The 20,904-nt window shown below is 35.0% G+C and carries 23 protein-coding genes; 15 read left to right on the forward strand and 8 right to left on the reverse strand.

Annotated features, from left to right (window positions below; all coding sequences use genetic code 11):
- Window positions 1-38 precede the first annotated feature (38 nt).
- The 4 genes from CKV71_RS05160 to CKV71_RS05175 form a co-directional block, all read right to left on the reverse strand.
- Window positions 39-617, reverse strand: coding sequence for a beta-class carbonic anhydrase (locus tag CKV71_RS05160; protein WP_095104522.1), 579 nt, complete (start codon window positions 615-617; stop codon window positions 39-41).
- A 259-nt stretch (window positions 618-876) separates the two neighbouring features.
- The gene (locus CKV71_RS05165; protein WP_095104524.1) at window positions 877-1,953 is read right to left on the reverse strand and encodes a YihY/virulence factor BrkB family protein; all 1,077 of its coding nucleotides are present in this window, start codon (window positions 1,951-1,953) and stop codon (window positions 877-879) included.
- A gap of 118 nt (window positions 1,954-2,071) precedes the next feature.
- Window positions 2,072-2,362 carry a YtxH domain-containing protein gene (locus CKV71_RS05170; protein ID WP_095104526.1) on the reverse strand — a complete coding sequence of 97 codons (291 nt, stop codon included), beginning with the start codon at window positions 2,360-2,362 and terminating at the stop codon, window positions 2,072-2,074.
- Window positions 2,363-2,369: 7 nt separating this feature from the next.
- A complete protein-coding gene (locus CKV71_RS05175) occupies window positions 2,370-2,834 on the reverse strand; it encodes a low molecular weight protein-tyrosine-phosphatase (protein ID WP_095104528.1) in 465 nt (154 codons plus the stop codon).
- Window positions 2,835-3,069: 235 nt separating this feature from the next.
- Here CKV71_RS05175 and CKV71_RS05180 point away from each other — a divergent pair, with 235 nt between their 5' ends.
- The 3 genes from CKV71_RS05180 to CKV71_RS05190 are packed head-to-tail and all read left to right on the forward strand — an operon-like array spanning window position 3,070 to window position 5,110.
- Window positions 3,070-3,276: a DUF1128 family protein gene (locus CKV71_RS05180; RefSeq protein WP_095104530.1), complete on the forward strand. Its 207-nt coding sequence runs from the start codon at window positions 3,070-3,072 to the stop codon at window positions 3,274-3,276.
- Window positions 3,277-3,314: 38 nt separating this feature from the next.
- Window positions 3,315-4,553, forward strand: coding sequence for an aminopeptidase (locus tag CKV71_RS05185; RefSeq protein WP_095104532.1), 1,239 nt, complete (start codon window positions 3,315-3,317; stop codon window positions 4,551-4,553).
- A 59-nt stretch (window positions 4,554-4,612) separates the two neighbouring features.
- Window positions 4,613-5,110, forward strand: a complete 498-nt coding sequence (locus tag CKV71_RS05190) for an acyl-CoA thioesterase (RefSeq protein WP_164711996.1) — start codon at window positions 4,613-4,615, stop codon at window positions 5,108-5,110.
- A 44-nt stretch (window positions 5,111-5,154) separates the two neighbouring features.
- Here CKV71_RS05190 and yfkAB read toward each other — a convergent pair whose 3' ends face one another.
- Complete coding sequence (gene yfkAB, locus CKV71_RS05195; protein WP_095104534.1) at window positions 5,155-6,303, reverse strand: radical SAM/CxCxxxxC motif protein YfkAB; 1,149 nt, start codon at window positions 6,301-6,303, stop codon at window positions 5,155-5,157.
- A gap of 226 nt (window positions 6,304-6,529) precedes the next feature.
- Here yfkAB and CKV71_RS12525 point away from each other — a divergent pair, with 226 nt between their 5' ends.
- The 7 genes from CKV71_RS12525 (at window position 6,530) to CKV71_RS05230 (ending at window position 12,135) form a co-directional block, all read left to right on the forward strand.
- The gene (locus tag CKV71_RS12525; protein ID WP_231917570.1) at window positions 6,530-6,697 is read left to right on the forward strand and encodes an SE1561 family protein; all 168 of its coding nucleotides are present in this window, start codon (window positions 6,530-6,532) and stop codon (window positions 6,695-6,697) included.
- Window positions 6,698-6,824: 127 nt separating this feature from the next.
- Window positions 6,825-7,352: a type 1 glutamine amidotransferase domain-containing protein gene (locus tag CKV71_RS05205; protein ID WP_095104539.1), complete on the forward strand. Its 528-nt coding sequence runs from the start codon at window positions 6,825-6,827 to the stop codon at window positions 7,350-7,352.
- Window positions 7,353-7,565: 213 nt separating this feature from the next.
- Window positions 7,566-8,378: a monofunctional peptidoglycan glycosyltransferase SgtB gene (gene sgtB / locus CKV71_RS05210; RefSeq protein WP_095104541.1), complete on the forward strand. Its 813-nt coding sequence runs from the start codon at window positions 7,566-7,568 to the stop codon at window positions 8,376-8,378.
- Between the two features lie 241 nt (window positions 8,379-8,619).
- Window positions 8,620-9,423, forward strand: a complete 804-nt coding sequence (recX, locus tag CKV71_RS05215) for a recombination regulator RecX (protein ID WP_095104543.1) — start codon at window positions 8,620-8,622, stop codon at window positions 9,421-9,423.
- Entirely contained in the window at window positions 9,416-9,730 is a 315-nt protein-coding gene (locus tag CKV71_RS05220) for a DUF1811 family protein (protein ID WP_095104545.1), read from the forward strand. Before recX ends, CKV71_RS05220 begins: the two co-directional genes overlap by 8 nt.
- A gap of 16 nt (window positions 9,731-9,746) precedes the next feature.
- Window positions 9,747-11,273, forward strand: a complete 1,527-nt coding sequence (locus CKV71_RS05225; RefSeq protein WP_095104547.1) for an ATP-binding cassette domain-containing protein — start codon at window positions 9,747-9,749, stop codon at window positions 11,271-11,273.
- Between the two features lie 10 nt (window positions 11,274-11,283).
- Window positions 11,284-12,135 carry a hypothetical protein gene (locus tag CKV71_RS05230; RefSeq protein WP_095104549.1) on the forward strand — a complete coding sequence of 284 codons (852 nt, stop codon included), beginning with the start codon at window positions 11,284-11,286 and terminating at the stop codon, window positions 12,133-12,135.
- Between the two features lie 49 nt (window positions 12,136-12,184).
- On the opposite strand, the gene CKV71_RS05235 is transcribed toward CKV71_RS05230, so the two are convergent.
- Complete coding sequence (locus tag CKV71_RS05235) at window positions 12,185-13,168, reverse strand: metal-dependent hydrolase (protein WP_095104551.1); 984 nt, start codon at window positions 13,166-13,168, stop codon at window positions 12,185-12,187.
- 101 nt (window positions 13,169-13,269) lie between these two features.
- Between CKV71_RS05235 and mutY the strand changes: the two genes are divergently transcribed.
- The 3 genes from mutY to CKV71_RS05250 all read left to right on the forward strand — a co-directional run bounded on the left by mutY (window position 13,270) and on the right by CKV71_RS05250 (window position 16,843).
- The gene (gene mutY, locus CKV71_RS05240) at window positions 13,270-14,328 is read left to right on the forward strand and encodes an A/G-specific adenine glycosylase (RefSeq protein ID WP_095104553.1); all 1,059 of its coding nucleotides are present in this window, start codon (window positions 13,270-13,272) and stop codon (window positions 14,326-14,328) included.
- Window positions 14,329-14,390: 62 nt separating this feature from the next.
- Window positions 14,391-14,936, forward strand: a complete 546-nt coding sequence (gene ntdP / locus CKV71_RS05245; RefSeq protein WP_095104555.1) for a nucleoside tri-diphosphate phosphatase — start codon at window positions 14,391-14,393, stop codon at window positions 14,934-14,936.
- A 170-nt stretch (window positions 14,937-15,106) separates the two neighbouring features.
- Window positions 15,107-16,843: an ABC transporter ATP-binding protein gene (locus CKV71_RS05250; RefSeq protein WP_095104557.1), complete on the forward strand. Its 1,737-nt coding sequence runs from the start codon at window positions 15,107-15,109 to the stop codon at window positions 16,841-16,843.
- Between the two features lie 50 nt (window positions 16,844-16,893).
- On the opposite strand, the gene CKV71_RS05255 is transcribed toward CKV71_RS05250, so the two are convergent.
- The gene (locus CKV71_RS05255) at window positions 16,894-17,994 is read right to left on the reverse strand and encodes an FUSC family protein (RefSeq protein WP_095104559.1); all 1,101 of its coding nucleotides are present in this window, start codon (window positions 17,992-17,994) and stop codon (window positions 16,894-16,896) included.
- A gap of 109 nt (window positions 17,995-18,103) precedes the next feature.
- Window positions 18,104-19,393 (reverse strand): glutamate-1-semialdehyde 2,1-aminomutase, encoded by a 1,290-nt coding sequence (locus tag CKV71_RS05260; protein ID WP_095104560.1) that lies wholly within the window; start codon window positions 19,391-19,393, stop codon window positions 18,104-18,106.
- A gap of 82 nt (window positions 19,394-19,475) precedes the next feature.
- On the opposite strand from CKV71_RS05260, the gene bcp reads away from it, so the two are divergent.
- The gene (bcp, locus tag CKV71_RS05265) at window positions 19,476-19,931 is read left to right on the forward strand and encodes a thioredoxin-dependent thiol peroxidase (RefSeq protein ID WP_095104562.1); all 456 of its coding nucleotides are present in this window, start codon (window positions 19,476-19,478) and stop codon (window positions 19,929-19,931) included.
- A gap of 5 nt (window positions 19,932-19,936) precedes the next feature.
- Window positions 19,937-20,887: a phosphoglycerate dehydrogenase gene (locus CKV71_RS05270; RefSeq protein ID WP_095104563.1), complete on the forward strand. Its 951-nt coding sequence runs from the start codon at window positions 19,937-19,939 to the stop codon at window positions 20,885-20,887.
- The last annotated feature ends 17 nt before the right edge of the window (window positions 20,888-20,904 follow it).

Consider the following 20,904-nt stretch of genomic DNA (forward strand, 5'->3'; position numbering starts at 1 on the left):
ATGTTGTCCCAGCTCCTTGCTCTATTCATATTTATTTATTATTTATTTTGAGCAGCAATTTCATAGCCGTCTTGTACTAAATCTAATTCACCTGTATGCGGATCAATCACTAATCCGTGAATTGGTACAGATTTATCAAATAATGGATGATTATAAACCATATCAATATTTCGACGAACGTTTTCTTCAGCGTCTGTAAATCCTTGTAAGAAGCTATCGACGTCTACTCCAGAGTGTTCGATAATCTTAAATGTTTCTTCTGATACACCGCGTTCTTTCATTGCATTTTTAACAGTGCTGACATCAAGACAACCCATACCACAATCTTTATGCGCCATAATGATTATTTCTTCTGCACCTAATGCATAAATGCCTACTAATAAACTTTTAATTGTAGAACCATAGGGATGCGTAATAATTGCACCAGCATTTTTAACAACTTTTAAGTCACCATTATTAAATCCTAATGCTTTCGTACCTAAATCTTGTAAACGTGTATCCATACATGTGAATAACACGGCTTTTTTATCTGGTTTTTTGCTCGTAGAATAGTTTTCAAATTCTTTATTGTCTACGAAATCTTTATTATAAGCGAGAATGCTTTCTAATAATGTCATTGTTTACACTTCCTGTTTCCTTGTAATTGTTTAAGTTTATGTTTTCTCAAGTTGTAAGCTCTTACAGTTGAAAAAGCTATGTATCATTCAAATCTTTCAACCAATGAATAGTATACCCCAAATATTTAGAGTTTGAACATTTTATGAACTGTTTTTTCAAAAAACTTCTTAAACCATGGGTATTGTCTATTCAGATAGCTATTGTGCATGCAGAGAATAAAGGCTGGAACAACTTAATGTCCCAGCCTTTCGCTAGTAATTATGAACGTTCACTATGAGGATTTTGTAGTTCAGATGTATTGAACTCATGTTCTTCTAGTGAATCAGCGTGTTTTAGTGTACGTCTTTGATTGATAATCGCATTAATTTCAGCACCTACAATGATAATAAAGCCTGTGATATAGAGCCATAACATTAACACGATAATACCTCCGATACTGCCATATGTTTTAGAGTAGTTAGCAAAGTTGCTTACGTACAAACCAAATGCTGCAGTCCCTACAATCCAGACGATTGAAGCAAATAAGGCTCCTGGAAGTACCGATTTCCATTTGATTTTAATATTCGGTGCCAAGGTATAGAGCGTCGCAAATAATAAGAATATGACGACGAACGGCAAGGCATAACTCAAGACATTAAATATCCATTTGATCTGACTATCCAAGCCTAGCGGACCAAACAATAAGTGTCCGATTTGCTGACCGAATACAGGGAAGATCATTGCTGCGATAAATACCGCACCCATGATAACTGTAAAGAGCACACTGATTAATTTTAAGAGAATAGGATTACGGCCGTCTTCAACATCATAAGCAACATTAAAAGCATTCATTAATGCTGTCATTCCATTGGAAGCGGACCATAATGCTAAAATCAAACCAACAGATAAAATACTGCCACTTGCATTTTTCATAATATCGCCGATAATGCCAGTTAACAAATCTGCTGTAGAAGCAGGCGCATTCTTAGCAATCATATCCACAATTTTATTGCGGTCAATTTTAAATAATGGCAATAGTGACATCAAGAATAACAACATAGGGAAGAGCGACAACATGAAATAATAGGAAAGTTGTGCTGCTAATCCCGATGCATCATCTTTACCGATTCTATAAATCAGATAAGATAAAAAGTTTGAATCTTTTGTATATTTTGCAGGTTTATTATTTTTAGCGACAAAGAAAGTTTGATTTGGTTTCTTTGGTGTTTTGGATTGAAATTCTTGCGGCGGCACATACTTATTATCCTGCTGATGCGTCACTTGTGCCGATTTCTCTTTCACCTTATTTAATAAACCAGAGTTACTTTCTTTGTTATGGTCATTTTTCTTTGACATAACACTGACTCCTTCGTGACATAAATAAATTTTTTAGTTGAAAAAAGGGGGATAGCGCCACCCCTAAGTGCTAGGTGTGCTTATCCCTTGAAATAAACCATATTAAATTGGCAATGAATTAGCCGTTTAAATGTTTATCATTGTTTTTACGCTCTTGGAATGTATTCTTTGCATCTTTAAGCGCACGTTCTAATTCTGGATTATTACGGCGAATTTCTTCGACTGCATCTTTCCAATACATGATTTCATCTTTGATGACGTTAAATTTAGAAGGTTGGTTGCTGCGTTTACCTTCTTTCATATTTGTATAGCTGTTTTTAAGAGCTGTACGAGTATTTTTATCAGCAAGAGTAATCGCGCCGCCGATAACTGCGCCTAAAAGAATTCCTGGTACAAGTTTGTTATTCATAATTCATCTACCCCTCTTTTAATTTTGAATCTTTAAGAATATAATCGATTAAATTATCACAAGATGATTGTATCATATCGAAGACACCCTCAAAGTTATTAGTGTAATAAGGATCAGGTACATCTTGTTCATCCATATCACTGAAATCCAGCAATTTATATAATTGGCCTTTCAAATGTGGATTAATCTGTTTAATATTATCCACATTACTTTGATCCATTGCAATAATGTAATCAAAGTCATCAGATGCTTTGAAGAGTTCGCTGATCATACCGTCGAATGGAATATTATGTTCTCTTAGAATACTTTGTGTCCCTTCATGTGGCGGTTCACCTAGATTCCATTTACCTGTACCGCGAGAAGTCACTTCAATATCATCGATGTTACGGTCTTTTAAACGCTGTTTCATAATAGCCTCAGCCATAGGTGAACGGCAAATATTGCCTAAGCAGACAAATGCAACTGTAACCATGTTTTACCTCCAAATGATATTTTGCCGGGTAAATATTAAATACATATGTTAGCTTATATAAGGTATACCTATCGTTCCATAGATTGTATTTACCCGAACATTTATAAAATATACCTGTATATCACTATATTATCGGTTTTTGTGACATATCTAAAGAGAGAATTTCTCTTTTTTCGTTAAAAGTTTTCATTAAAACCGTACTTTGATAGAATAAAAAAATAAAGAGGTGAAAAAAATGGAGTCAAATAATAGAGAAATGATTGAAGAAATCCGTAAACAATTAAATGTTGTCAATGTGCAACTGATTGATCCTGATAAATTTGAAGATGCTGACGAAGAAAAGGTTAAAGAAATTCATGACTTTGTGACATCTAAAGATAATTTTTCACCTAGTGAAGTGACAGCTATTGCTTCTGAGCTCGGTGAATTACGCCAATCATAAGAAATAACAACTAATAGAATTCAAGGGGGAATTGATTCATGACACAATTACAAGACAAATTAAAACAGTATGCACAATTAATCGTAGATGTAGGGATGAATGTACAAGAAGGTCAACCAGTATTTATACGTTCTTCAGTCGATGCATTAGAATTAACACATGATATCGTAGAAGCGGCTTACGAACGTGGTGCTTCTGATGTACGTGTTAAATATGCTGATGATACGTTGACACGCTTAAAGTTTGAATATGAAGATGCTGAGTATTTTGCTGAAAGAAGCTTAAAACAATATGATGTGGACGAACGTATGGATTACGTCGAACGCGGAGCTGCAAACTTAGCTTTAATCAGCAGTGATCCAGATTTACTAAGCGGCGTAGAGAGTGATAAAAAGGCTGCCTACAGCAGTGCTTACTCTAAAGGTTTCAAAGGTTACATGGAAGCAAGTCAAAATAATGATTTCCCTTGGTGTGTAGTTGTTTATCCTAATAAACCATGGGCACAACGTGTATACCCGGAATTAAGCGAAGACGAAGCTTACGAAAAATTCATTGATGAATTATTGGATATTGTGCGTGTAGATGGTAATAATCCAGTTGAAAATTGGAATCAACATATTGAAAATTTAAGTAAGCATGCGAAATATTTACAAGATAAACATTATTCAGCATTGCATTACATTTCTGAAGGCACAGATTTAACAATCGGTCTGCCTGAGAATCATTTATGGCAAGACGCTACAAGCTTTACAAATGACGGTCAAGAATTTATAGCTAATATTCCTACCGAAGAAGTGTTTACTGCACCAGACCGAAATCGCGTCAATGGCCATGTTACAAATAAATTGCCATTAAGTTATAACGGCAGCTTGATTGACGGTTTCACTTTAACATTTAAAGATGGCAAAGTAGTTGATTTTACTGCTGAAAAAGGGGAAGATGTATTACGCAACTTACTTGAGACAGATGAAGGTTCTAAATATTTAGGCGAAGTTGCTTTAGTACCAGATGATTCCCCGATTTCAAATCGAAATCGTGTTTTCTATAACACTTTATTAGATGAAAATGCTTCTTGCCATATTGCATTAGGTGCAGGTTATCCATTTACTATAAAAGATGGTACCTCAATGTCTAGAGAAGAATTAAGCTCTGAAGGCTTAAACGATGCTTTCATCCATGAAGATTTTATGATTGGAAGTTCAGACTTAACAATTTATGGTATTACAGAAGATGGAAAAGAAGAAATCTTATTTAAAGATGGAAACTGGGCTTATTAATTTTAAAAAAATAATGATTAAAAAGGAGACCTATTGTGGAAGACAGAGAAAAAAGACCGATGTCTGCTTCATTAAGCATTAAAGATCGTCAAGTATACCCTCAAGATACAAATCATCACCATACAATGTTCGGAGGCCTGTTAATGGCCAACATCGATGAAATTGCTGCTATTTGTGCAATGAAGCATAGCAGTGCACCTGTAGTTACTGCTTCAACCGATTCAGTAGACTTTTTATTGCCAATCAGAACGGGTGATGTCATCTCATATGAAGCGATGGTATCTTATGCAGGTTCTACTTCGATGGAAGTCTGTGTACAGATAATTCTAGAAGATATTATGGAAGACAAGAAATATATGGCAGCTTTAAGCTTCTTAACATTTGTTGCTTTGGATGATGACGGCAAGCCGAAAAAAGTGCCTGGCGTCTATCCGGAAAATGAAATTCAAGAATGGTTCCATAGTACTGCTCCTGCACGTGTGAAACGCAGAAAAGAAAGAAGACAAGAAAGTAAAGATACTTTAGAATTCTTAACAAGAACAAGACATATTCAATAATAATAAGGCGGTTGCGACGTAGACATGTCGCAACCGCCTTATTATTATTGTTGGAAAATTTGATGCATCATTTTTTCTTTTTCACGAAAATCTGTATGAGGGTAGTACATATTCTTAACTAACACATTAGGTCCAAGACAATGAACGGGGGCACAATGACAATTTAAGCTTTGTGCTAAATCAGATTGCAGCCATTGATGGTAAACATCAGTAAGTTTATCTGTTTGGATATTAGAAATCGTACCATTTTCATCGCCGAAGTCCGTCACAATTACATTACCAGTAAAGACATTTACATTTAATCTGCTGCGTCCATCTGGGTCATTACGTAAAGTTACATTCTTAGCTGTACGTAAGGCATCAAATAAAGCAGCATCGTCTTCGTCTTGGATACAAGGATAAATCGGCAAAGTACCAAACAACATCCAAGTGTCCTTATCGCGTATGTCTAATAAATGACGGATTGTATCTTTAATTTCCTTTAAACTCAACACACTTAATTGGCTGGCAAAATCAGAAGGATACATCGGATGGATTTCATGACGGCTGCATTTCATATCATGAACCACTTCATTATGTATTTTTTCTAAATAAGGACGCGTATTTTGGTTCAACATGGTTTCTGCTGATACAAACATGCCTTGCTCTGATAGAGTACGTGAATTATCAATCATTTGCTCATAAAGTTTTAATTTAGCTTTTAAAGGAGGTTGCTTTTCCATAGCTCCAAATCCTACCTCAGCAAATTCATCAGTAGTGCCCCAATTATGAGAAATATGCATAACATCTATATATTCAGCAATATCTAGATAACGATCTTGCGGTAAAGTTAAATTAGAGTTCATTTGCGTATAGATACCGCGGCTTTGAGCGTATTTTAATAAAGGTTTAACAACATTGCGAATAGATTTTTTTGAAAACATAGGTTCCCCGCCTGTAATAGATAATGTGCGTAAATGAGGAATTTCATCTAATCTACGATAAATCAAGTCCATCGGCAAAGGCTCAGGGTCTCTTGTTTGTAATGTATAACCTACAGCGCAGTGGCTGCAGCGCATATTGCACAAATTTGTAGTCGTAAATTCAATATTACTTAATTGAAGATCTCCAAATTCTTCTACATCGTTATAAGCTTCCCATGGATCGTTCAATATTGAAATAGGTTGCTTGATGCGAGTTGAATAATCAATCATCAGTTTGCCTTCTTTCTATTTTCATTCTGTTTATCATTATACTTTTCGAATGGCGAAGTTGAAAAGGGGTAAGTGAACATTGTAGGAACCTATTCTTTAAATGACACAGATATTTCATATGTACAGTTAATTTCAACTCTGCTACATTATTAATAGTTTAACGGTGTTTGTCAAATTCATGTTAGAATGTTGTTATATTTTAAAAAGGAGCGTCTCAATAATGAAAATGAGCGAAAAAGAATTAATTTCCCACGTCCAAACAAGATTATCGGAGTTTGTAGATGAAATCAATCATGTAGACCCTGACAAAGTAAGCGTTGAAGATGTGGATGAGTGGATTGGTTTATTAGACCAATTAGAGGAAAAAGTGAAAACTGTTCAACATGAAAAATAATTCCGATAAATAAGATATGTTTAAATTCACCGGCTTTAGTCTATATAATAACTATCAATCGATTATTAAGAATTTGAATTTAGATTTATAAACTAAATTTCAATCAATAGAAAGGTGATTATATTTTATGACTAAACCAGTAGCAATTATTTTAGCTAATGATTTTGAAGATATTGAATTAACTAGCCCTAAAGAGGCAATTGAAGAAGCAGGTTATAAAACTGTCATTATCGGTCATGAAGCAGGTGAAGAACTTGTAGGTAAACATGGTACTAAAGCTAAAGTAGGCGTAGGTATCGGTTCAGCTGAACCTTCTGAATACTCAGGTTTACTCATTCCAGGCGGTTTCTCACCAGATCACTTACGTGGCGATGTAGATGGCCGTTATGGCACTTTCGCCAAATCATTTATGAAAGATAATAAACCTATCTTCGCTATCTGCCATGGTCCACAAGTATTAATTGATACTGATGACTTAAATGGCCGTACATTAACTGCAGTATTAAATGTACGTAAAGATTTATCGAATGCTGGAGCACATGTTAAAGATGAATCAGTAGTAGTGGATGGTAATCTTGTAACAAGCCGTACTCCAGACGACTTGGATGATTTCAATCATGCTATCGTTGAATTGTTAAATAAAGAATATAAATAAAGTTCACATTTAGTGCAGAAGGGCTGAGACTTCAAATGAGGTCTCAGTCTTTTTTTATTGCAGCTCTGCTTTCTTACTTAGTTAGGCGTAAGCTAATATACTCCTTGAGACTGATTTTTACTTTATTTAATATATTCTTATTTTAAGAATGCAGATTCTCACTTATAATATGTATGAAGTAAAAAATTACGATTGAGGAGAATGTGTGTCAATATGAAAAGAAGCGAAAGGCTATCTAGAGAGTCGAAAACTGCTAGATCAAACACACAGAATACACCACATTATAATACGTATTATCAACCTGTAGGCGCTCCACCGAAAAAACGTAGAGGCAAAGGAATATTTTTTAAAATTGTAATAGGTCTTATTATTATTGCCGCGCTCTTTTTCGGACTCATGTATGCATTATCATCAAAAGCGAATGTAGATGATTTGAATACGATTAAAGATAAATCTACCTATGTACCTGTGTCTGACATGCCTTCTTATACCAAAGGTGCTTTTATCTCTATGGAAGATGAACGTTTTTATGATCATGGCGCTTTTGATGTTAAAGGTATTTTCAGAGCATTATTTTCAACTTTAAGTGACCATAATGTTCAAGGAGGAAGTACGATTAGTCAGCAGGTGGTTAAGAATTATTATTACGACAACGAAAAAAGTTTTACTCGGAAGATTAAAGAAATTATTGTTGCTAGCCGAATGGAGCGTCAGTATTCAAAGAATGACATATTAAGTTTCTATATTAACAATATCTATTACGGTGATAATCAATATACTATTGAAGGTGCTGCAAACCATTATTTTGGTACGACTACGGTTAAAAACAGTCAGAACATGCCGACCATAACGGTATTACAAAGTGCTATTTTAGCTAGTAAGATTAACGCGCCAAGTGTGTATGATGTCAATGATATGTCGCAGAATTATGTAAATCGTGTGAAGATAAATTTGGAAAAAATGAAACAACAAGGCTATATTGATGAAAGTCAATATAAAACGGCACTTGCGCAATTAGGCGTATAAAGCCAAGTAAATAAGTGAACTTAAAAGCGCTAGACTTAAGGGGTTGGGACATTAAGTTGTTTCAACCCTTACTTTCTGCAGAAAAATGCTCTCATTACAGCTTTTTCTATTTTTAATATTCCGTGTTTCTATATCTCAACATTCTCTGCAATTCTATAAAGTATAACGCTATAAAAGTCAGCAAATTTGTTTTACAATAAGTAGCGAATAGAATTTATTGAAATCAAAGCGAGTTGAAATTATGCCTAAAGTAACTAAAATTGAAGTTCAAAAAAAGAATAAAGAAAGATTTAATTTATACCTGGATGAAGCGTTTGAAATGGGTATTGATATGGATACTTTAGTTCATTTCAATTTAAAAAAAGGGGACGTACTGACGCCGGCTGATATGGCAGAAGTACAAAAGTATGAACATTTCAGATTCGGACTTCATTTAGCTATTCAATACTTATCTTATCGTAAAAGAACAGAAAAAGAAGTCGTTCAACATTTACAGAAACATGAAATCAGTGAAACAGCCATTGCAGAGGTCATTGAGTATTGCAATCGTGAAGGCTATATTGATCATGATGATTATGCAGAAAGTTTAAAGAATACCATGATACGTACTACCGACAAGGGACCTGAAATTTATCGACAAAAACTGATTAAAGCAGGTATTGAGAAAGATTTAGCAGAGCACTATACTGCTAAATACGAAGCAGAACAACCTTTAGAAGATATAGTGACACTGGCTGATAAATTAATGAATCAGAAAAAAGGGCCGCTTAAGAAAAGAAGTGAGAAGGTCAAACAGTCACTTTTACAAAAAGGGTATTCATTTGAAGTTATTAACGAAGCAATGCAAGATCTTGATTTTGAACCTGATTCAGAAGAGGTTGACATGTTGCTTCAACGAGAACTCGAGAAAGTGTATCGTAAGTATGAACGTAAATACGAAGGCAAACAGTTAGAAATGAAAACGATTGAAGCATTAATTCGTAAAGGGTATGAATATGATACAATTAAGGATAAACTGACAGAAAGTGGGATAGGCGATGAGTGAGAAAAGTTTAAGCAAGATGGAGAAAAGCGAAATACTAGATGAAATACAAAAATACAAAGAAAAAATGCGTAAAGCCGAAATGAATGGCATACTTAATGAATACGATGTTTATCGCACAAAGGTTATTATTGCTGAAAGTTATTTAGTTGATCAAAGTAAAATTGAATTTGGTAAATTATATGAATTAAATGACGGCACGAAACGCTATATGCGTGTAGATCGCATGAAAGGCATTTTTGCTTGGGGAAAAATTTTGCATAGCGCTGAGCGAGAAACAGGCATCCCAGTCGCATTATTAAAATTATAGAAGGATGTAAGCAGATATGGCGAGTTCAATTGTATTAAAGTTACTGAATATTACGCATTACTATCGCAAAAAGAATCGAAAAAAATGGTATCTGCCTTATGGTTATGATGCTGAAGATATCGAGTTGAACAACGTGTCACTCTATCTGTATCAAGGGGAATCGTTAGGTGTTATTGGTGAGCCAGGGGCTTCCAAAACCTTAATCGGCAGAATCTTAGCTGGAGAAGTTGTCCCCGATAAAGGGCGTATAAGTCGTTCAGGCAGTTTATTTTTCGGAGATTTGGAAGACAAACATCTGCATGAAGAATCGGTTGAAGCTTATGTTCAAAATGCAGTAGAATTATTTACATATAAAGAATCTGGTCATAAAACAGAGCAAATTATCCGATATGCAGGCCTTCAAGATTTAAAAGAAACCTCGGTGTTCAAATTATCGGATCGGCAATATGCACAATTGATTTTCAGTTTAGCCAGGACCTCAAAAGCAGATATTATCATTTTCAATCATGTGCTTCATTGTTTAGATGAAACCTTCCTAGAGCGTGCTTCAGAGCTGTCTGACGACTATATTGATAACGATTTGACTCTTATCACGATTGATGATGATTTAGATGTTATTCGCAATGTCAGCAATTATGTGGTGTGGATTTCACATGGTCAAGTGCGTATGGAAGGGGCGTTGAGCAGAGTACTTCCGGCCTTTACAGAACATGAAAATGACAGAAAATCTTTAGAAACTGAAGAGGAAAAGAAAAATTTTGATGTCGATTGGAAAAAGAAACGTACACGCATACCAGAGATGTCTTATAATTTCCGAAGAGTAGAACGTTACAAACATGCAAAGCCGACGCAATTTCTATCTAGAATCATCGGTTGGAGTATTGCACTGGCAATCGGATTTATTATTACAGCAGCGCTATTATTTACGAATCAAGGTATTGTACATTTCTCTCAGAATGCTGAACAAACCAAGTTGCAAGCAAATAAAAAGCAAACATTTGAAGATAAGCTGTCATATGGTATTGTGACTGAGTCAGAACTCAATGTAAAAGCTGAAAATGGAGATAGCGAATTAAAAATTCCTAGATATGCTTTGTTAACGATTACGGGTGAAAACGATAATAAATATCGTATTGTAGTAGATGATCATAATTACATCACGAAAAAAGGGGATATTCGCTATTTTAATCCCGCTGGTTTATATGAAACACATAGCAAAGACAGCTTAGAAAAATATATGAAATCGAATTATATTAATTATATTGATTTCTACAATAGTCATTTAGGTCAGTCTAAGAATAAAGCCGAAAAATCTTTAGTACCTGAAAAAGAAAGCCGCTTTGTTGAGCAAGTCACACAACAACCAGTCAGCATGCTTTATAATGATTCGAAACATTTAACTGGGTTTGTCTATCCAATGGTGAACAAAGATAAATTTAAAAAAGAATTTAATGTTCAAAACGATATTTGGATTTGCAAATCTGGAAAAGGTTATTTTGTAGCTGATATGAAAAATAACAAATGGATTTATATAGAATTGTAGGTGAAGCGTTATGATAGATAAAATGATTAATAATACAATTAACTTTTACCACAGCTTACCGCAATTATTGAGACATCTTAGCGGCAGTTTAAAAAGAAACTGGAAATGGTTAGTTATTCCATTAGTAACATCGATTATTTTATTGATTGCTATGTTGATAGGCTTTAAAGCGAGTAAAACGACTGAAGAGACACAAGCAATTTGGTACTATCGATACATCGGATTGATTACACTTATTTGGACACTCGCTACACTTTATTTCAATACCATGCGTTATCGCAGAGATTACTTTGAATATAAAAATTTCGATTATCCAGCTTCGTTTAAAACAATTATTTATACACTGATATTCTCAGTAGGTATGATTATTTCCATCAGTATTGTGGTAATAGTCAAACCAGTGAACTTAGATAGTTCATTTATAGCACTCGCCTTCTACTGGATAATGTGGAATATCTTTATCATACTTACATCGCAAGTATTGGGCTTAATACGGATGATTAGCCATTATCGTATATTTGACATCACTTTATATTTTGTGTTCGCTTTAATGGTTGTTACGGTACCGATTCTGTATATACCATCTGAAAAACCTTCATTAGTGATGCATATTCTTATGTTGAATCCATTGTTCTACTTGGTTTCAGGAATAGAAGAAGCGGTAATTATAGGAATTAATAGTTTAGGCAATTTACCATATCATTTTTATTTCTTGGTTTGGGTCGGTATCGCTGCTTTATTATTATATATTTTCCGTCCATATATTGCATACGAGAAATTCAGAATGACACGCACACGTTCTATTCATTTAAAAAATACAGCAGAACCGGAAAAAGTAAAATCCACAAATATTACAGACTAAAAAATTGGGCTGGGACAAATTCATGTCCCAGCCCAATTTGTTGAACTAGTTAATGTGCATAGAGTTTTTTCATTAATTTCTGTTCACTGAACACCCAACCTGTATAGGAATGGGTAATGTGCATATCTTTATCTAAATGGGCAATCGCTACAAAGGAATAATGGTCATTTTTGAGATATCTTAAATCAATAAATCTTACCTCATAAATGTTATCACTAAGCTTTTTAGCATCCCAACGATAAATTGAGGAAAAGTTTAAAAATGCTTTGATATTAGGATCTTTTCTTAAAGCAGTCATTAATGCTTCATCCGGAAACTCTTGACGCTTTACTTTATCAGCAAAGACAATGTTTCTGCCGTAACTTTTTCCGACATAATCATGAGTAGCCGTTTGTACAGCTACACGCCATTCCATAAATTTAATGGTCGGAGCGACAAAGACTTTAACTAAATGAGCTTTGTCTTGGCTGCTGACCATACGCAGTACTTGCTTTTTAATCGCAGAGCGAAAAATAAAGCGGACCACATAATAAAAGAAAAGAATTACAAAGATTGGAATAAATACTGCATATGCATTTAAACCGAAAGCCCACAGCACAATACCGAGACACCATAAGATAAAGATATAAGGGTCAAATGTATTGATAACACTCAGCTGAATCCACTTATTCGAAAATGGCCGTAATGCTTGGGTACCATAGGAGTTGAAAATATCCACGAAAACATGGAGAAACACTCCTAATTGTGCCCAAAGCCAAATATGCAGAGGGTTGACACCTTGTGAAAAGGTAAATATTAATAAAGTAATTAATATTGGCCATAGAATTGTGAAAGGGATTGAATGTGTAATTCCCCTATGATTAGATATATAGGCAGCGTTATTTTTTAATTTTAATACAGTATCGCTGTCAGGAACTAGAGAACTGGCAATTAATGTAGTTGCGGCCACTCCAAAATGACCTGACATAGATGGGTCATGCATCGCTAAAGCAGTGAGGCCAATACCCATAACTATATGTGTTCCAGTATCCATAATTGTTCACTCATTTCAAATAGTCTTACTTCTATTATAAATGATAAACTTGAATAACAAAATTGATAAACCTGTATTATCAAAAGGAGCCGTACAAAGAGATGTTGCATCAGAAAACTTTTAAAGAAGATATATTAAATTGGTTTGAAACGGATCAAAGAGCCATGCCTTGGAGAGAGACCACCAATCCATATTATATTTGGATCAGCGAAGTTATGCTTCAGCAAACACAAGTTAAAACAGTAATCGACTATTATCACCGCTTTACAAAAAGATTTCCAACTGTTGAAGACTTAAGTGAAGCCAAGCAAGATGAGGTGCTTAAATACTGGGAAGGACTAGGTTATTATAGTCGAGCCCGCAACTTCCACACTGCTATTCAAGAAGTAGCTGCTGAATATAACGGGAAAGTTCCAGATAATCCCGAAGAATTTGAAAAATTAAAAGGAGTAGGTCCCTATACGAAAGCAGCGGTTATGAGCATTGCATTCGATTTGCCTTTGCCTACTGTTGACGGAAATGTCTTTCGTGTGTGGTCTCGCTTAAATAATGATTTCAGTGATACAGCTAAACAATCAACTAGAAAGGCATTTGAAAGCGAATTGTTACCCTATGTGGAAACGCAGGCGGGTCAATTCAACCAAGCCATGATGGAATTGGGCGCTTTGATTTGCACGCCTAAGTCACCGTTATGTTTATTTTGTCCTGTACAGTCTCATTGCGAAGCCTTTAATGAGGGTACTGTGGAAGAACTTCCGATAAAGACTAAAAAAATTAAAAAGAAAACGATTCAACAAGATTGCTTTGTGATAAAAAATGAAAATAATGAATACTTAATTGAACAAAGACAAGCCAAATTACTTAATGGAATGTGGGAGTTTCCTATGTTTGAAAAAGGCAGCAGCCAAGAAAAACTTGAAGCATTACTAGGAAGTAATATTAACCTTCCTGCTAAAGCGGCTTATCAATTAAAACATCAATTTACGCACTTAACTTGGAATATTAACGTCTACGAACTGGCGAATTCTGTTCAATCTAATCAGATTAATACCGATGAACATTATTGCTGGATGGACTTAAAAGACAGAAATCAATTTAATTTCCCCGCTTCTATGCATAAAATACTCAATCATTTTGAGGGCCGAAACACCCAAAACTGAGTTGAACCCACCTTTATGTTATAATTGGTTTTGTGTAAAAAGCTAACGAGGAGGTGTGGAGCATGGTAAAAGAAACCATACCGAAAGAGGGAGAAAACATTAAAATACAAAGTTATAAACACGACGGTAATATTCATCGGGTATGGTCAGAAACTACTATTTTAAAAGGAACAGATCACGTAGTTATAGGCGGAAACGATCATACACTTGTAACTGAAAGTGACGGGCGTACTTGGATTACACGAGAACCAGCAATTGTATATTTTCATTCTGAATACTGGTTTAACGTCATTTGTATGTTTAGAGAAGACGGCGTGTATTATTACTGTAACCTTTCCTCTCCTTTTGTATGTGATGAAGAAGCGCTGAAATACATCGATTATGATTTAGATATCAAAGTTTATCCTAATGGTAAATATCACTTATTAGACGAAGATGAATACCAGCAGCATATGCAGCAAATGAACTATCCTAAAGATATTGATGTTATTTTACGCAGAAATGTAGATATACTGCAGCAATGGATTGAACAGAAAAAGGGACCTTTTGCTCCAGACTTTATTAAGGTATGGAGGGACAGATATAAAAAGCTGCGTCAAAAATCATAAGGCAAAGCAGATTTCTTTATTCTGTATCTAATATTTCATTATAATGATATCATTATTGCTTACGGTAATTTAACGGGGTATGAACTATAGCTTAGCAAAGCGCAGTTCTACCTCGTTGATTTTTGGAATCATATGTTTAGAAAAGTAGGTCAAGGGAGGATAAAACTATAATGATACGCAGATATCTTAAATTTGTTAAACCTTATAAATGGCGTATCGTAGCGACAATAATCATTGGGATTATCAAATTCGGTATTCCGATGTTGATACCACTATTAATCAAGTATGTTATTGATGGTGTTATCAATAATCATGATTTATCAATGCATGACAAAGGAATGCGTTTAATTATTTCAATAGGTATCGCTTTATTTATTTTTGCAGTGGTACGACCACCTATTGAATATGCAAGACAATATTTAGCACAATGGACAAGTAATAAGATACTTTACGATATACGTAAGAGACTTTACGATCACTTGCAAGCATTGAGTGCACGCTTCTATTCAAATAATAAGGCAGGGGAAGTTATTTCTCGTGTCATTAATGACGTAGAGCAGACTAAAGATTTTATCTTGACTGGGCTCATGAATATTTGGTTAGATTGCGTGACCATTATCATTGCACTTTCTATTATGTTCTTTTTAGATGTCAAACTAACATTAGCTGCAATGTTCATCTTCCCGTTTTATATTTTAACTGTATATTACTTCTTTGGAAGATTACGTGGATTAACTAGAGAACGTTCTCAAGCTTTAGCAGAAGTTCAAGGTTTTTTACATGAAAGAGTCCAAGGAATTTCAGTAATTAAAAGTTTTGCGATAGAACGAAATGAAGCGGAGAATTTTGATAAACGCAATAGACATTTCTTACATCGTGCCTTCAGACATACACGTTGGAATGCTTATTCTTTCGCAGCAATCAATACTGTTACCGATTTAGGTCCTATTATCGTAATAGGTGTCGGAGGTTATTTAGCAGTCAATGGTTCAATTACAGTAGGGACTTTAGCGGCATTTGTAGGATACTTAGAACAATTATTCGGTCCGCTTCGTCGTCTGGTTTCATCATTTACTACTTTAACGCAAAGTTTTGCTTCGATGGACCGTGTGTTCCAATTGCTTGATGAAGATTATGATGTGAAAGATGAACCGTATGCGAAACCTATTACAATTGAACACGGTAATATTGATATTCAGAATGTTTCATTCCGCTATAATCAATACGCACCGAAAGTATTGGATGATATTTCCTTAAAAGTAAATCAAGGTGAAACAGTCGCCTTTGTAGGAATGTCTGGTGGCGGGAAATCAACTTTAATTAATTTAATTCCTAGATTTTATGATGCCACAGAAGGTGTCATTACCATCGACAAACATCCTGTTAAAGATTTCTTGCTTTCCAGCTTACGTAATCAGATAGGACTAGTGCAGCAAGATAATATTTTATTCTCAGATACTATCAGAGAAAATATTTTACTTGGTAAGCCTGGTGCCAGTGATGAAGAAGTGATTGAGGCAGCTAAACTAGCCAATGCTCATGACTTTATTATGAGTTTAACTGATGGATATGAAACTGAAGTAGGGGAACGCGGTGTCAAACTTTCAGGAGGACAGAAACAACGTATTTCTCTTGCAAGAATTTTCTTGAATAACCCGCCAATCATTATACTAGACGAAGCAACAAGTGCTTTAGACTTAGAAAGTGAAGCTATTATTCAAGAAGCTTTAGCACATCTTAGTGAAAATAGAACTACTTTAATTGTTGCGCATCGTCTTTCAACTATTACCCACGCTGATAAAATAGTAGTAGTTGAAAACGGACGTATTATTGAAACTGGCACGCATCAAGAATTGCTCGCAAAACAAGGTGCTTATCACCACCTTTACACAATTCAAGATTTATAAAAAGAAGGAGTATGACCACCTGGTTAAAGGGGGCATACTCCTTTTTGCTTCTATAAATCTAAATCTTCATCATCAATATCAATATCTGAATCATCTCGATGATATTCAAAATAACTTAATACAAGACGATCTAAATGTTCTAAATCATAACTGAACTCTTCAATGGCTGAGATAATCTGTAACAAATTGGAAACAGAGTAATCTGACTCGTTTTTCTTATCCACCATTTCACGTCTGAAAGCTTCCATTAATTCTAATTTCTGAGGATTATCTACAGATGATTGGAAGTTTTCGAAATCATAACGCGCTTTTTGGGCGATACTCAACATTATCTGGTCATACGAAGTCATTAAATCATCGAGCTCTAATTTAATTTGCAGCATTAAATCATTGCTGACTTGATGCAAATCATTTTGATAGCGATGCATTCTTCTTAATACATCGTATGCGCGTCTTGTAGTAATAACGACCTGTCTAAAGATAATCTTTTTACGATTCAATTCAGGCAAGTTCTTTTTAAACATCGTGCGCTCTTCTTTGTAATAATCGAAAAGCTGTTCTAAATTTTGTATGCGATTTTTGATAGACTGTGTATCTTCTTTAACGTGATGATATTCTGTCGTATCATTCAACACCAGTTTAATCCATTTGAAAATATCATTAGCGATATTCATAGAATTATAATAGAGTTTAGTCTCATATTTAGGTGGAAAGAAAGCTACATTAACAATAAATGAACTGAAAACCCCTATCATTACTAGAACGAAGCGAAAGAACGCTGCAGCATAGAAATTGCCTGTAGTACCGCCTTGTCCCATGATGATCAGCGCGGTTACGGTAGCTAAGGTTGCCACATGTTGAAGTTTAAATTGGAACAACATAGCAATAAGTATAATTACCGTTGCTCCCATTATAATAATATTATCTCCGAACAAGGCCACCATGATTACAGCTAGAATCGCACCGATGACATTACCTTGAAATTGGTCTTTAATAGTTTTATAGGAACGATAAACACTTGGTTGCATGGCAACAATTGCACCAATACCTGCTACGGTAGGTAACCCAGCACTTTTTGGAAGTAAAGATGCAATCAGCATCGCAAGGACAATTGCAATACCGGTCTTAAATATTCTGGCACCTAATTTCAAATTATTTGTGCTCCTTTTTTACTATTTATGCACGGTGTTATGCCGAAATTCCTTTCAACAATAATAACGTATAATAAAGTTATACAATGATTGGATATGAATTTCAAGTTTATTTCATTTGTGAAAAAGCGTAGTCAGCAGCACGTAATGTTTCTTCGATATCTGCATCGGTATGTTCAGTTGTTAAGAACCATGCTTCGAATTTTGAAGGTGCAAGGTTAATACCTTGATGCAGCATTAATTTGAAGAATTTAGCAAACGCATCGCCGTCTGCATTTTCTGCTTGGTCATAGTGTGTGACTTTTTCATCTGTGAAATAAAGTGTTAATGAACCATAAACTCGGTTAATTGTGGCAGTGATACCATGTTTTTCAATTAATTCGTTTAAACCGTCTTCTAATTTTTTACCTAACCGATCTAATTCTTCATAAACGCCATCTTGTTCTAATACTTCTAATAGCGCGATGCCAGCTTTCATTGAAAGAGGATTTCCTGCCATTGTACCAGCTTGATATGCAGGTCCTAATGGTGCGACTTGCTCCATAATATCTTGACGACCGCCGTAACCGCCGATTGGTAAACCTCCACCTACAATTTTGCCGAAAGCAGTTAGGTCAGGATAGACGTTTAGCAAGTCTTGAGCTGCGCCATAATGGAAACGAAAAGCTGTGATAACTTCATCATATACAACTAAACCGCCGTATTCGTGTGTAATGTCGTTAACTGCTTCTAAGAAACCAGGTTTAGGTTCTACCATTCCGAAGTTGCCGACGATTGGTTCTACTAATACTGCAGCGACTTCATTACCCCAATGTTCCATTGCTTCTTTATATGCTTCGATATCATTGAAAGGTACTGTAATCACTTCTTGAGCAACGCTTTTAGGCACGCCAGCTGAGTCTGGAGAACCTAATTGAGAAGGGCCGCTTCCTGCAGCAACTAATACTAAATCTGAATGCCCATGATAAGAACCAGCAAATTTAATAATTTTATTGCGGTTAGTATAAGCACGTGCTACACGGATAGTAGTCATTACAGCTTCAGTACCTGAGTTCACAAAACGCATTTTTTCTAATGATGGAATAGCTTCACGTAATTTTTTAGCAAATTCGATTTCAAGTTCTGTCGGAGTACCATATAACACGCCTTTAGCTGCTTGTTCTTGAATTGCTTTAGTGATATGAGGATGTGCATGTCCAGTGATAATAGGGCCATATGCTTGCAGGTAGTCAATATAGCGATTTCCATCTACGTCATATAAATATTGACCTTTACCTTCTTTCATTACGACAGGTGCACCTCCACCTACAGCTTTATATGAACGAGAAGGTGAATTGACACCTCCTAAAATATACTCGTCTGATAAGCTTTGAAGTCGTTCGCTTTCAGTAAATTCCATGATTTATCAACCTCTTTTAATTTAATATTTACGTCTCTTATCGTATCATATAATTAACTATAACAAGAAGAAGGGTGAGCATATGTTAGAAAAAGGAGAAAAATTTCCAGAATTTGCATTAGAAAATCAAGATGGTGAAGTCATTACTAATGAAACATTAAAAGGCAGCAAAGCAATTCTTTATTTTTATCCTAGAGATAATACACCAGGTTGTACAACAGAAGCATGTGACTTCCGAGATAATATGGCTATGTTCAATGATTTAGACATCGCTGTTTATGGAATTAGCGGAGACTCTAAGAAAAAGCATCAGAATTTTATTGCTAAGCATGATTTGAATTTTGATTTATTGGTGGATGAAGATTATAAATTAGCGGAGAAAACTGGTGTGTATCAATTGAAGAAAAGTTTTGGTAAAGAATCAATGGGTATCGTGAGAACTACATTTGTGATTGACGAAAATGGTACAGTAACCCATGTAATTGAAAAGGTAAAAGTTAAAGAACAAATGAATCAATTAAAAGAAATGCTGGGGTGAGAAATTTGAAAGTTCTTTCATTAAATAGATTGAAAGATGCTGAAAAGCTTTTAGAAGATACTTTTCCTGATGTAGAATTTGTTTTTCGTAAAAATGTAGAGGAAATAGATGAAGCGGATAAAAAAGACGCTGAAATAGTGATTGGATACAGTGGCAAAGCTGACCAAGCATTCTTTGAAGGGATGCCGAAGTTAAGATGGGTAGCATGGTATGCAGCAGGTGTGAATAATCTTCCGTTAGACTATTTTAAGGAGAAGGATATTCTATTAACTAATGCCTCTGGAGTACATGCTAAACAGATGAGTCAATTTATCTTTGCCTATATTTTAGATGACTATAAAAAAATGGCAATTTCAAGACGCAATCAAGATCAGAAAATATATGATTCTAAATTGACGGGTGAAAGAGTAGATGGACAAACTATTTTAATGTTAGGTACTGGTACTATTCCTCAAGCAACAGCACACTTGGCTCAAGCTTTTGGTATGACTGTTGAAGGTGTGAATACGACAGGACATCCAGTTAAAGATTTTGATCATGTTTATCCAATTAAAGATTTAGATGAAGTATTGCCGAATGCAGATATTGTAGTCAATGTTTTACCTTCAACTGCTGATACCTATCATTTACTAGGTGATAAGGAATTTAAAGCTATGAAAGATAGCGCGTTGTTTATTAATGTAGGAAGAGGCACTATTACTTCAGAACAAACATTGATAGAAGCATTGAAGAATCATCAAATCCGTCATGCTTATGCAGATGTTTTTGAAAATGAACCGTTAACAAGCGATAGTCCTTTATATGATGTTGAAAATATAACAATTACAGCGCATATTACTGGTAATTATAGAGAAAACTTTAAAGATGCTAGTAATATATTTATCAAAAATTTCAAGCATTTTCTCAATAACGGTGATGTAGTTGAGAATAAGGTGGATCTAGATAAAGGATATTAAGCAAAAATTGTACAATC

This window comes from Staphylococcus piscifermentans, from assembly GCF_900186985.1.
Classification (GTDB): domain Bacteria; phylum Bacillota; class Bacilli; order Staphylococcales; family Staphylococcaceae; genus Staphylococcus; species Staphylococcus piscifermentans.